Source organism: Photorhabdus caribbeanensis (assembly GCF_018448885.1).
Taxonomy (GTDB): domain Bacteria; phylum Pseudomonadota; class Gammaproteobacteria; order Enterobacterales; family Enterobacteriaceae; genus Photorhabdus; species Photorhabdus caribbeanensis.
The window spans coordinates 34,091-47,499 of record NZ_RCWB01000004.1; the positions used below are offsets into that span (position 1 = coordinate 34,091).

Below are 13,409 nucleotides of genomic sequence, written 5' to 3' on the forward strand. Positions count from 1 at the left end.
CCCGCTCTGCATAGAGAGCGGGGAAGAAAGTATATCAGGCTGCTTTTTTCCTACTCGATTTTCTTACCTTAATTAGTCCGTCTTCATTAGGCGTCTATTATGTGATTCAATCGTCTCTATAAATCCTGAGGTTGCACTATGAGTGTCACCGATATAATCCGCACTGATTATTCCCGCATGAGGGATCTTTTCAACAGCATCAGCCAAAACGGTATTATTTCTAGATAGGTAACTTTTTACCCCTGAAGTAAATTGTCTGCGTCCAATAGAAGCCACAGGGATGTTTGTCTGCATAATATTAAGTTTACCTTCAGGTGCTGGATTTGCATGAAACTCACTAAGGAACTTGGCTGTACCCCTTGCGTTTGCTCGATTAGCCCACTTTGTGTGAACTTGTTCTTTGTAGGCCCAATGTGGCTCAACTCCGTCATAGCCATGCACCATAATTCCGATGTTTTTTCCTTTGCTTAATAAATCAACCGTTGCTTCGCTTAAACTCTTTGTATCATTACTGGTAATAAGATTATTACGGTGATCTTCGAGTACATTCTGCAAAAATATATCTGAATCCGACGTTCCAGAAGCGGTGTTCTTTTTCTTACCTTCTCCTTTAAATACAAATTTAATGAGATAAAAATTGTTGATATCTCCTGCTGCGTGACTTAATAATTCCTTAACATCGGCAATGGCATCTCCGGCCGCAACACTAGGGCCGTGAAAAAAGCTAAATGTGCCATCTTTATTCCGCGCTACGCGAATATCGAAGTATCTTGTCCCCGCTTCTGCCTGCTCTCTCAAACTCTTATTTTGGGTTTTAAATGCAGAGGGAAATAGCGCTCCTAAGCTACTGAACATTCCATTTCTTTTTTTACTATAAGCATAGGTACCTGCATCATGGCTACCCAACATTGCTATCTGAGATAGCTGAGTGTCAGCAGGTAATTCATTATGATTTATGGAAGTACGCCCATCCATGATATGACTTGAGCTCCTGTTTCTTGGCGCTGCATTTAATTCTAATGAATCGCTTTCATGATGAGTTGCATTCTTTGACTGTGAAGAGCGTCTTTTTTGCTTTTCTTTATAATATTCATGTTCCATATTATCACCTACCTATTAGTTAGTTTTAAGTAAGAAATATTTTTGAAATAAATAGCATACTGAGTGATCATATCTAATGCAATAATTTTGCCCTACAGCATAATTATATATATATTTTAAACGGTTATCCTAGATAACGATTAGATTTTTTCTTTAACTATTTGTTTCAAAATGTGTAATTGGTTTTCTACTTTTGGTGTGCTAAATCTCCACTCATATTCTTTGAGAAAGAATTCAAAATGCTCCTTGGGTATTTCATTAAATTTACGCATATGACGTTCGGTTTGGTTCCATTATAGACTCATTAGCATATCAAATTCATATGACAGTTTTATTTCTTCTTTGGTGAGACCTTTAAATCTATTAATTTTCTTTCTATATGAGTTTAATCATATTCAGTAGGGTGGTTTGATTTTCTTGAGAGATTTTTTCTCTGGAATACAATTTTTTAATTGCTTTTTCACGAATGTCATTTTTAAGAATTTATAAATCTTTCGTTATGGCTGCATTTTCTATTTAATTTTTAGCATTATTTTAATGATCTTATATTCCATCACAGATATATAATTGATTAAATAGTAATGCTAGATTTCAATTAATTTATCAGCATTTTCTCCAACAATTATAATACCTATACCGTTAATCTTAATTACGGCATACTGACTGTTTTTCCACGTTGAGAGAATGTTCTTAATGGCAGGAAATTGCGTAATTATATTATTTTTCATGTGTATTACATGTTAAGCGCGATTATTTCTTTGTTTCTCTTAGCATTTAGTGATAGACAATAGCTACCGCACTAACCTGTTTTGCCTTGGTTACTATTTATAGAGGAACTTTTTACATAGGAACGTTATTTGATGAATCTGAGATCAGATTAATGATCACGGTAAATTATAATCAATGTTTGTTAGTTTTAAATATCAATTGTTGATGTGTGTAATTATTAGTTATAAAAACAATTTTTATGTAAATTGTTTCTCAATCATATTGTTATATTTTTTTAGCAAAGGGTGAATAAATATTGTGTTATAACTTTTGACATGAGGACAATGAGCGGTTTTCAATAAAATTATTTATTAACATGTAGTTATGCCTATTTTTGTAAGATTTAATTTGGCGGGATGTTTTATTTCAATAATGGGAGGTTCAGGAAATGAGTTTCTCATTATCTATTGTGATTGAGTTATGATGCACATCGTTTAGATGTTATCGATAAGATTATGTTTTATTTGATAGTTAAATATATCTAAAGGAATATAACTTGATGAATTACAAATTTTTTCTAGCTATTTCAACGGCAATGTCGTTTGTTGTTTTTAATCCACCGGTATTTAGCCATTCAAACAGCTCTTTTCCCGCAACTACAGTGACTAAACAAATTAATGCCGAAATGGCATCAACTTTGCCATTCAATGATAAATCTGATTTTGATGATGCGAAACGAGGTTTTATCGCCAGGCCGGATTCTCTGATTATTCGTGATGATAAAGGTAAAGTTATATTAGATCTCGATAGTTACCGTAAATTTATTACGGATAAAACACCGGCGCCAGACACGGTTAACCCGAGTTTGTGGCGTAATGCACAACTAAATATGGAATATGGGCTCTATAAAGTGAGCGATCATATTTATCAAGTACGTGGGTATGACCTGGCTAATATTACTTTTATTGCAGGAAATACCGGGTGGATTGTTTTAGATCCGGCGACATCCACGGAAGCGGCAAAAGCGGCCTACGATTTGGTCAGTAAACACTTGGGTAAAAAGCCGGTGGTGAGTGTGATTTACAGCCATTCTCACGTTGATCATTACGGAGGTGTGCGCGGTATTGTCAACGAGGATGATGTTAAAGCCGGAAAAGTACAAATTATTGCGCCAGAAGGTTTTATGGAACAGGCTGCTAGTGAGAAGGTGATTGCCGGTAATGCTATGAGCCGTCGGGCTGTTTATATGTTTGGTTCTTTGTTGCCGCGTACTCCTCAGGGGCATGTGGGGTCGGGTTTGAGTTTGGCATCGGTAGCTGGAACGGTGACGTTGATTCCACCAACACGCACCATCAAACTCACGGGAGAAAAAGTGACGGTTGATGGTGTGGATATGGTATTTCAGGTGACGCCCGGCACAGAAGCTCCCGCAGAAATGAATACATGGTTTCCACAGTGGAAAGCGATGTGGATGGCGGAAAATACGACGAATACCATGCATAATATTTTGTCGTTGCGGGGTACCCAAGTACGCGATGCTTTAGCCTGGTCGAAATATATTGATCAAGTCATTGAATTATATGGGGATCAAGTAGAGGTAAAATTTCAGAGCCACCAATGGCCGATGTGGGGTAAAGAGCGTGTGGTGGATTATTTCAAAAAGCAACGCGATTTATACAAATATATTCACGACCAGACAGTGAATCTGATGAATAAAGGTTACACGGGTGAAGAAATTTCTGAGATGCTCAGATTGCCGTCAGAGCTTGCATATTATTTTCCCAACCGTGGCTATCATGGCGCACTGAGTCATAACGTTCGCGCGGTTTATCAGTTCTATATGGGGTGGTACAGTGGAAATCCTTCTGATTTGAATAACCTGCCGCCGAAACCTGCTGCGATTAAATATGTGGAGTATATGGGAGGAGAAGATGCGTTGATCAAACGTGCTCAGGCTGATTTTGATAAAGGAGAATACCGTTGGGTAGCTCAAGTACTTAAGCATGTTGTTTTTGCTAATCCCGATAGTATGGCAGGGAAGGCATTGCTGGCTAAAACCTATGAGCAATTAGGTTATCAATCTGAATCAAATTCCTGGCGTTCGATCTATTTGCAGGGCGCATCAGAACTGCGTCATGGTGTACCTAAATCTGGCGGTCTGAGTACTGGCAGCCCGGATATGATTCGTGCCATATCACCGGAGATGTTATTTGATTATTTGGCTGTACGGTTGAATGGACCTAAAGCTGCCGGTAAGAAATTAGTGATGAAAATTAATCTCACCGATCTCAATAAGCGTTATACATTGACCGTGGAAAATGGGGTACTGAATTATACGGATAAGCAGGTGGCACGTGCCGATGTCACATTGACGCTAACCAAAGCTATTCTGGATAAAATTCATTTGGGTAAAGAAGAATTTGATAATGAGGTAAAAAAACGGAATGTGAAAATTAAGGGAGAGCGCGCCAAGTTTAATGAGTTCCTTGGTATGTTGGATAATTTTCCATTCTGGTTCAACATTGTGACACCCCGCGCAGAATAAAATGTGATGTAATTCTTCCCTTTGATTGCGGATGTTTAATAACAAACTACAGCTTAATCGCTGTAGTTTGACGCAGAGAAGGTGTTATGAGAATAGTTAGGCCACAGGGCGGGCGACAATATTACGGGTTTCCATTCTGACTTCCTCGATACGAACATCAATAATGTCGTTCAATTGGTAAGCGGTTTCACCTTTGATAATCACTGTGCCAGTCTCTTGGCTACATTGCAGTTCATCACGCACCGCATGCAGGAATGGTGCCGGTATAAAGGCCACTGCACCGTTATCCACTAAGCGAACACGTAAACCACCACGGGTAATATCAATAATTTCCGCGGTAAAACGTTGCTCAGTTCCTGCATGAGGGTGCAGGAAACGTGCATATAGCCAATCCCCTACATCACGTTCGGCCATACGATTCAATCTGCGACGTTCAGCCAGTTGCAAACAGGTTTCTTCTGAGGGTTGTTCCGCATCCGTTTTTTGAATAATCGCTTTCAGTAAGCGATGGTTAATCATATCGCTGTATTTACGGATTGGTGATGTCCAGGTGGCATAAGCATCAAAGCCGAGACCAAAATGAGGGCCTGGTTCAGGTTTAATTTCTGCGAAAGTCTGGAAGCGACGAATGCGACTATCAAGGAATTGCGTTGGTTGTTTATCCAATTCACGGCGTAATTTACAGAAGCCGTTTAAGGTCAACAACTCTTCTGTATTGGCATTGATACTATTTTCTTGCAGTAATTCAACCACTTGTTCAATTTGCAGCGGCTCAAAGCCCATATGGACATTGTAAATACCAAAACCTAACTTATCGCGCAGGATTTTTGCGGCGCACAGGTTGGAAGTGATCATCGCTTCTTCAACAATACGGTTGGCTGTACGGCGTTGTTCTACCACGATATCCAGTACATAACCATTATCATCGAGGATGAAGCGGTAATCAGGACGATCTTTGAAAATAAGAGCGTTTTGGTGGCGCCATTGATTGCGGCGTTCACTCATTTCTTTCAGGAGAACGATTTGAGTCTTAATCGCTTCAGAAGCAGGTTCCCAAGTTCCTGTTTCTTCCAGCCAGTCAGAAACTTCGTCGTAAACCAATTTAGCTTTTGATTCAACCCAGGTAGAGAAAAACGCAATATCATCACCCAGTCGACCATCTTCCAGAATCGAAACTTGACAAACCAATGCCGGGCGGCGGGCGTTAGGGCGCAGAGAGCATAAGTTCTCTGACAGGTCGCGCGGCAACATGGGGATATTAAAACCCGGCAGGTAGTTGGTGAAAGCACGTTGATGGGCGATTTGATCCAGTTCGCTGTTGGCCGCGATATAGGCTGTTGGATCAGCGATAGCGATACTGAGTTTCAGGCTGCCGTCATCTTGCTTAGCGATATGCAAAGCATCGTCCATATCTTCTGTGGTTGCACTGTCGATAGTGACAAAATCCAGCGACGTCAAGTCAATGCGCTCAAGATCGCCATCGTTCATCTGGCAATCGGCAGTCATCGCGGGAGCATCACGTTCCAGATTATGGCGCGTGAGTGTTACCCACCAAGGGGCGTAGTGATCGTTGCCCTCAGTAATATAGCCGGTAATTTCCGCATGAAAACCGCGACTGCCTTTCAGTGGATGATGGCGCATTTCAGCGACGGCCCAATCACCATGCTGAAATGGATGAGTGACCTGATTGGCCGGCCGACAAGGGATAGCATCTCTTAGCAGTGGGTGATCAGGTATGATCCATAAACGGTTATCATTTTCTTTTTTTTGGATACGGCCGACAAAACGATTTAGAAAAGGTTCGACCAATGTTTCTGGTTCGGCGATCTCTCTTTCTTTGTCAGTATGAATAGCGGCAGTGACTCGATCGCCATGCATAACTTTTTTCATGTGTGGGGGAGGAATGAAATAGCTTTTTTGCCCATCGACTTCTAAGAATCCAAATCCTTTTTCGGTACCTTTGACCAAACCTTCTACTCGAAGTGTTTGGGAATGAAGTTGCTGTTTTAGCTGTGCAAGCAGCGGGTTGTTTTGAAACATAATATCCGCGGAGAAAGTTGAGGGTTATTATCAGATAGTTTTTTAGAATAACAGTTTTACGCGAATTGGCGGTGTCGAGCAAGCAACATCTGCAAAATAGCGTAAAACAGTATGGAAATTGCAATGAAAATTACAATAGTTACTCAGGGTAAATTTTTTCTTTAAATTCACATAGATCTTCAATAATACAGGAACCACAACGAGGTTTACGGGCTATGCAGGTATAACGACCGTGTAAAATAAGCCAGTGATGACAATCAACTTTAAATTCGGCCGGGACGACTTGCAGTAATTTATTTTCGACTTCATCGACATTTTTACCGGGCGCGAATTGAGTACGGTTACAAACGCGAAAAATATGGGTATCGACCGCAATAGTCGGCCAGCCGAAAGCGGTGTTTAATACCACATTGGCTGTCTTGCGGCCAACACCTGGCAATGCTTCCAATGCAGCGCGATCTTCGGGAACTTCGCCAGCATGCTTTTCCAGCAATATTCGGCAAGTCTTAATTGTGTTTTCCGCTTTGGTGTTATAAAGACCGATAGTTTTTATATACTCTTTCAACCCGTCTACACCCAGATTTAGAATTGCCTGAGGCGTATTTGCTACTGGATAGAGTTTCGCAGTGGCTTTATTAACACTTACATCTGTCGCTTGCGCTGAAAGCAATACTGAAATAAGTAACTCAAATGGCGTTGTGAAAACTAATTCAGTTGTTGGCTTTGGGTTGTTATCCCGTAAACGCGTTAGAATTTCGATACGTTTCTGTTTGTTCATATCAAATGGAACTCTCCGATCCTTGCGACATTGTTATTGTACTGCTTTTTTCTTTTATTGCTCTGGTTTTCATTTTTTCATCAATAAGATATTTCGCTGCCAGCATTAATCCCAAACCGATAAAAGCGCCAGGTGGTAAGATCGCTAACAGGAAAGGGGAATCCATATGAACGATTTCTATTCGTAATACCTTAGCCCAGTTGCCCAGAAGTAAATCAGCGCCATCAAATAGGGTTCCATTGCCAAGAACTTCTCTAATAGCACCGAGAACAAACAGCGCAAAAGTGGCTCCTAATCCCATAGCTAAGCCATCAATCGCAGAAGGCATAATTGGGTTTTTCGCGGCGTAAGCTTCAGCACGACCGATAACAATACAGTTAGTCACAATCAGTGGAATGAAAATCCCTAATGATTCATACAGGCCAAAAGCATAGGCGTTAATCAACATCTGTACAGTACTTACAACCGAAGCGATGATCATAACATAAATTGGAATACGGATCTCATTGGGTACCCAACGACGCAAACTGGAAACTGCAATGTTGGTACAGACTAGAACCAGTGTCGTTGCCAGCCCTAAACCGAGTGCGTTGGTTGCAGTGGAAGATACGGCTAACAATGGGCACAATCCTAGCAGTTGTACTAAAGCCGAGTTATTTTTCCATAGCCCTTGGATAAATAAATTTTTGGTTTCACTCATGATTTTTCTCCACAGGATTCTAGAGAAGAGAGATGTTCAGGTATAGTCTGTAAATAAAGTGCGGTCCGTTTGACTGAGTTTACCACGGCGCGTGGGGTAATAGTGGCGCCGGTAAATTGATCAATCTCACCGCCATCTTTTTTCACCGCCCAGCGCTGGTCATGATTTGATGTGATGGTTTTCCCTGAGAATACATTAATCCAGTCTGAAATTCGGGTTTCAATTTTATCCCCCAGCCCTGGGGTTTCATGATGTTCTGTAACCCGTACACCAAGCACTTTTCCTGAGAAATCAGCCCCAATCAGTAATTGAATAGCGCCGGAATAACCATCCGGTGCAGTACTTTCCAGTGCGGCTGCTACAGGCTGACCATTTTTACGAGCCAGATAGAGACGATGAGGCAAGTTACTGCCCAGAGCATCCGCATTAACTAGATAGCATTCGTTTTGTATATCGTTGTCGTACAGAACAGGCGGAATAACCTGATCAAGCAGTGACTTGTGCTGTAATGCGGCCTGTTCTGCGATAGTACTTTTGGTGAGTGAATTCACGATAGCCGTCAGCCCGGTGGTAATTGCAGCAAAAATGGCGAGTGTGATGCCGTGACGTCGCATGGTTTCTAACATAACGGCTCCTTATTTATGCCCGTAAACACGGGGTTGGGTGTAATGGTCAATGAGTGGTACGGTGATATTCGCCAGTAAAACCGCAAACGCTATCGCATCAGGATAACCACCATAAACACGGATAATCCAGACTAACAAGCCAATCATGGCGCCAAAAACCAAACGACCTTTGGGGGTTGTAGAAGCACTAACGGGATCGGTTGCAATAAAGAATGCGCCTAGCATGGTGGCACCGGAAAATAGTTGTAATAATGGCGGCGAATAACGAGATGGATCAATCAACCAGCTTGTGAGTGCGCATAAGCCTAATACCAAGATAAATGCTACAGGAATTTGCCAGGTTATCACTTTTCTGTTCAGTAGAATCAGCCCGCCAACAAGATAAGCAATGTTGACCCATTGCCAGCCAATACCAGCCAGAGATCCTTGTAATATGGGTTGGCGAAGAACGTCATCAATATTGTGAGTCAATAAACCGGTTTTGAAACTATCCAGCGGTGTGGCCTGGCTAATCCCGTCGAAACCTTGTTGTAGCTGCTGTAATGTTGTTCCATCGGGGGTATGACCGGTGAAGATCACCATCAGGCAGTCTAGCGGTGTAACTTGTGTTGCTAGTAAATCCATAGGAGGCAACCAACTGGTCATTTGTACTGGGAATGATATTAGCAGTACGACATAACCCACCATTGCCGGGTTGAATGGGTTTTGACCAAGACCACCGTATAAGTGTTTGGCGATAACTACTGCAAAGACAGTTCCCAATACAATTAACCACCAGGGAGCCAATGGTGGAAGGCTGATCCCTAAAAGTAAACCGGTAAGTAATGCAGAATTGTCCTGCAAACGAGGCATAATTGCCTGTTTACGCAAAAGCAGAGCAAATGACTCCGCAAGCAGGGCAGTAATTACCGCAAGCAGGATCTGGAACACGGTACCATAACTAAAAAAGTAAGTTTGTACTGCAATGCCGGGTATTGCTGCCAGCACAACCCACAGCATAATGCGGCTGGTACTTTGCTGATTGTGTGTAAAAGGCGAACTTGCGACTTTTAACTTTTTGTTGTCAGTTTGAACGGGTCTGAATTTCATTTATAACAATCACTATTCTATTGAAATTTTCTGTTGTTCCTGAGCGCCTTTTTTGGCCTTAACCCTGGCTATGGCAGCAGCGATCGCCGCTTTACGCGGATCAGTTTCTTCTGTTGTCGGTATTTCTGCCTGATTTTCAGTTAGTTGCTGAGTCTGAGCTTTCTTGGCTTTGACACGGGCAATAGCGGCCGCGACGGCCGCTTTACGCGGATCAGTTTCTTCTGTTGTCGGTGTTTCTGTCTGAATTTCAGTTAATTGCTGAGTCTGGGCTTTCTTGGCTTTGACACGGGCAATAGCGGCCGCGACGGCAGCTTTGCGCGGATCAGTTTCTTCTGTTGGCGGTGTTTCTGCCTGAGTTTCGGTTAATTGCGGAATCTGGGCTTTCTTGGCTTTGACACGGGCAATAGCGGCCGCGACGGCAGCTTTGCGCGGATCAGTTTCTTCTGTTGGCGGTGTTTCTGCCTGAGTTTCGGTTAATTGCGGAATCTGAGCTTTCTTGGCTTTGACACGGGCAATAGCAGCCGCGACGGCCGCTTTACGCGGATCAGTTTCTTCTGTTGTCGGTGTTTCTGTCTGATTTTCAGTTAATTGCTGAGTCTGGGCTTTCTTGGCTTTGACACGGGCAATAGCAGCCGCGACGGCCGCTTTGCGCGGATCAGTTTCTTCTGTTGTCGGTGTTTCTGCCTGATTTTCAGTTAATTGCTGAGTCTGGGCTTTCTTGGCTTTGACGCGGGCAATAGCGGCCGCAACTGCATCTTTACGGGGATCTTGTTTTTCACTAGCGGTAGTTTCTGGTTCTCTCGTTTCTGGTGATGGTGTTACTTCCTGATGTTGAGCTGCTTTCTTCGCTTTAGCTCTGGCAATCGCTGCTGCTAATGCGGCTTTGCGTGGATCTTCTGCACTTGTTGGTTCAGATGGAGCAATATTAATATTTTCAGCGGCCTGTTTTTCCGCTTGACGAGCGCGAAGCTGTTCTTTTCTTGCCTGACGAGCCGCTATTATTGCCGAGTTATCAGGTACTTGCCCAGGCTCTATAGCAACAGCTTTACCTGCATTAGCCTGTTTTTCTTTCACGCGGGAAAGCGCATCTTGTACAGTACTTTTATCTTTATTATCAATTTGAGCGGCCGATTTTTTGTGTCGTTCTTCACGGGACAGTTTTTCTCGTTCCATACGGGCTTGCTTAGCTTCGAAACGAATTTTGGCTTCGGTCGAACGGCGGTTTTCCTGATCCAAGGCCCGAATTTCGGCTTTTTCTTGGCGATAATATTGCACCAAAGGAATATTGCTTGGGCAGACGTAAGCACAGGCGCCGCACTCAATACAGTCGAATAGATTGTGATCTCTGGCCTTTTCATGCTCTTGTCCACGACTGAACCAATAGAGTTGTTGCGGTAATAAACGGGCAGGGCAGGCTTCCACACATAATCCACAACGAATACAAGACTCTTCCGCTGTATTTGAATCCATTTCCTGATGGGATGGCGCCAGTATACAGTTACTGATCTTAACGATGGGTACGTTGAGGTCAGGTAGAGTGAATCCCATTAAAGGGCCTCCCATAATGACCATTTGTTCTGATTGTGGTTCAAACCCGGCTAACTGGAGAAGAAATTGTACTGGAGTACCGAGCCGCGCCCAGAAATTACCCGGTGAAGTGACTGCTTCGCCAGTAAGCGTAACGACTCGCTCAATCAAAGGTTCTCCGTCAATAATGGCACGTTTGATTGCAACCACTGTACCTACGTTCTGCATCAGCACGCCGATAGCAGAGGAACGGCCGCCGGATGGGACTTCTTTACCTGTCAGGATTTTGGTCAGTTGTTTGGCGCCGCCGGAAGGATATTTGGTCGGAATAACCCGGACGATAATCGATTTATCACCTTTTAGCGCGGTTTTAAGTTCTCTTATTGCTTCTGGCTTATTATCTTCGATACCAATCAGGATCTGTTCCGGTTTAAGCAGATGTTCCAGAATACGAACGCCCTCAATAAGTTCGCCAGCATGTTCCTGCATCAGGCGGTCATCCGCAGTAATATAAGGTTCGCATTCTGCCGCGTTAATGATCAGCGTTTTAAGACCATGACGACCGCTTTGCAATTTGGCGGCGGTAGGAAAACCGGCTCCACCTAAACCAGCGATACCTGCCTGATGGATTCGGTTCAGTATCGTCTCTGTATCCAATGATTGATAATCAGGTGTTTGAATGCGCTCACACCATTGATCTTCACCATCAGGATGCAAACGAACACATAACTCTTTCAACCCGGATGGATGCGCTGTAATACACGGCTCAATGGCAATGATGGCGCCGGAAGTCGATGCATGAACCGGTACAGTGCGACCAGTGCCAAATGTCAAAGGTTGGCCTTTAAGCACCTTATCACCCACTTTAACCAGCAACTCGCCTTCCGTACCCAAATGTTGTTGCAATGGGATGATTAACTCTCCCGGTAGCGGCGCAATGCGTAAAGGAGCCTGGCTGGATTGCAACTTCATTTCAGGTGGATGAATACCACCGGCAAAATCCCAGATTTTGTTTTTATTGAGTAAATTCAATAAATTAAACATGATGTTCAGCCTCAATATTTTTAACTGGGATACTGTTGGCGGAAACGGCGTGCGATGGCTGAACAGTAATATTCCTAACAGGGATGGTTTTTAAATCCCATTTCCAGTTAGCAGTGGTTGTGGCTACAGGGAGCATCGTAATACAGTCGGTTGGGCAAGGCGCAACGCACAGATCACAGCCGGTACATAAGTCTTCAACAACGGTGTGTATGGCACGAGTAGCCCCGACAATCGCGTCTACGGGACATGCCTGAATACATTTGGTGCAGCCAATGCAATTCTCTTCATCAATAAATGCGACTTTGCGAGCAGGGTTTTGTATGCTTGCATCCCCATCCAATGGTTGCGGATCGACACCGAGCAGCTCTGAAATTTTCAGCATGGCTTGCTCGCCGCCGGGTGCGCATTTGTTAATCATCTCACCATTGTTCGCTATAGCTTCAGCATAAGGGCGACAGCCAGGATAACCACATTGTCCACATTGGCTTTGCGGCAAAATATCATCAATGTTTTCAACAATAGGGTCCTCTTCCACCTGAAAACGGCGGGCAGCAAACCCCAGGATTAACCCAAAAATTAACCCTAGTGCACTGAGTGCACCAATAGCAATCCATAATGATGTCATCAGAACTTCACCAAACCACTAAAGCCCATAAAAGCCAAGGACATTAAACCCGCCGTGATAAGACCAATAGATGAACCCTTGAAAGGGGCGGGTACATCAGCAACAGCCAGACGTTCACGAATAGCGGCAAACAGTACCATAACAAGAGAGAAACCGGCGGCGGCACCGAAACCATAAATAGCGGATTGTAAAAAATCGTGTGATTGATTGATATTCAGCAGCGCCACACCAAGTACAGCACAGTTAGTCGTAATCAACGGCAGGAAAATACCCAATAACCGGTATAACGTTGGACTGGTTTTGCGTACAACAAGCTCTGTAAATTGCACCACAACCGCAATGACAAGAATAAAGCTCAGGGTACGCAAATAGATTAAGTCCAGTGGTAACAAAATAAAGGTATTCACCAGCCATGAACATACAGAGGCCAGTGTCATAACGAATGTTGTCGCAAATCCCATCCCGATGGCAGTTTCCAGCTTTTTAGATACGCCCATAAAAGGGCATAAGCCGAGGAATTTCACCAAGACGAAATTGTTAACCAATACGGTTCCAACAAATAAAAGAAAATAGTCAGTCATTGCTGTGCCTGAAAATGAGTTTGTCTACTTTTTATTAAATTGTTT

At 43.2% G+C, this 13,409-nt stretch carries 10 protein-coding genes and 1 pseudogene; 1 reads left to right on the top strand and 10 read right to left on the bottom strand.

Going from position 1 to position 13,409, the window contains the following annotated elements; genetic code table 11:
- Positions 1-72: 72 nt before the first annotated feature.
- Both EAE90_RS04340 and EAE90_RS04345 read right to left on the bottom strand, forming a co-directional pair.
- Positions 73-1,101 carry a PI-PLC domain-containing protein gene (locus EAE90_RS04340; protein WP_214052436.1) on the bottom strand — a complete coding sequence of 343 codons (1,029 nt, stop codon included), beginning with the start codon at positions 1,099-1,101 and terminating at the stop codon, positions 73-75.
- A gap of 140 nt (positions 1,102-1,241) precedes the next feature.
- Positions 1,242-1,394 (bottom strand): annotated as a pseudogene (locus tag EAE90_RS04345) (IS1595 family transposase); the annotation flags it as partial.
- Positions 1,395-2,368: 974 nt separating this feature from the next.
- Here EAE90_RS04345 and EAE90_RS04350 point away from each other — a divergent pair.
- Positions 2,369-4,354, top strand: coding sequence for an alkyl/aryl-sulfatase (locus EAE90_RS04350; RefSeq protein WP_214052437.1), 1,986 nt, complete (start codon positions 2,369-2,371; stop codon positions 4,352-4,354).
- Positions 4,355-4,450: 96 nt separating this feature from the next.
- Here the strand turns inward: EAE90_RS04350 and EAE90_RS04355 are convergent, their stop codons facing one another.
- The 8 genes from EAE90_RS04355 to rsxA all read right to left on the bottom strand — a co-directional run bounded on the left by EAE90_RS04355 (position 4,451) and on the right by rsxA (position 13,364).
- Positions 4,451-6,394, bottom strand: coding sequence for an exoribonuclease II (locus EAE90_RS04355; protein ID WP_214052438.1), 1,944 nt, complete (start codon positions 6,392-6,394; stop codon positions 4,451-4,453).
- A gap of 139 nt (positions 6,395-6,533) precedes the next feature.
- A complete protein-coding gene (gene nth / locus EAE90_RS04360; RefSeq protein WP_036776177.1) occupies positions 6,534-7,172 on the bottom strand; it encodes an endonuclease III in 639 nt (212 codons plus the stop codon).
- A gap of 1 nt (position 7,173) precedes the next feature.
- Positions 7,174-7,872, bottom strand: a complete 699-nt coding sequence (locus EAE90_RS04365) for an electron transport complex subunit E (RefSeq protein ID WP_214052439.1) — start codon at positions 7,870-7,872, stop codon at positions 7,174-7,176.
- Positions 7,869-8,498 carry an electron transport complex subunit RsxG gene (gene rsxG, locus EAE90_RS04370; RefSeq protein WP_214052440.1) on the bottom strand — a complete coding sequence of 210 codons (630 nt, stop codon included), beginning with the start codon at positions 8,496-8,498 and terminating at the stop codon, positions 7,869-7,871. Before rsxG ends, EAE90_RS04365 begins: the two co-directional genes overlap by 4 nt.
- Before the next feature lie 9 nt (positions 8,499-8,507).
- The gene (rsxD, locus tag EAE90_RS04375; protein WP_214052441.1) at positions 8,508-9,587 is read right to left on the bottom strand and encodes an electron transport complex subunit RsxD; all 1,080 of its coding nucleotides are present in this window, start codon (positions 9,585-9,587) and stop codon (positions 8,508-8,510) included.
- Between the two features lie 12 nt (positions 9,588-9,599).
- Entirely contained in the window at positions 9,600-12,158 is a 2,559-nt protein-coding gene (gene rsxC, locus EAE90_RS04380) for an electron transport complex subunit RsxC (RefSeq protein WP_214052442.1), read from the bottom strand.
- Entirely contained in the window at positions 12,151-12,783 is a 633-nt protein-coding gene (rsxB, locus tag EAE90_RS04385; RefSeq protein WP_214052443.1) for an electron transport complex subunit RsxB, read from the bottom strand. The genes rsxC and rsxB overlap by 8 nt, the downstream gene beginning before the upstream one ends.
- Complete coding sequence (gene rsxA, locus EAE90_RS04390; protein ID WP_011146612.1) at positions 12,783-13,364, bottom strand: electron transport complex subunit RsxA; 582 nt, start codon at positions 13,362-13,364, stop codon at positions 12,783-12,785. The genes rsxB and rsxA overlap by 1 nt, the downstream gene beginning before the upstream one ends.
- Positions 13,365-13,409: the final 45 nt, after the last annotated feature.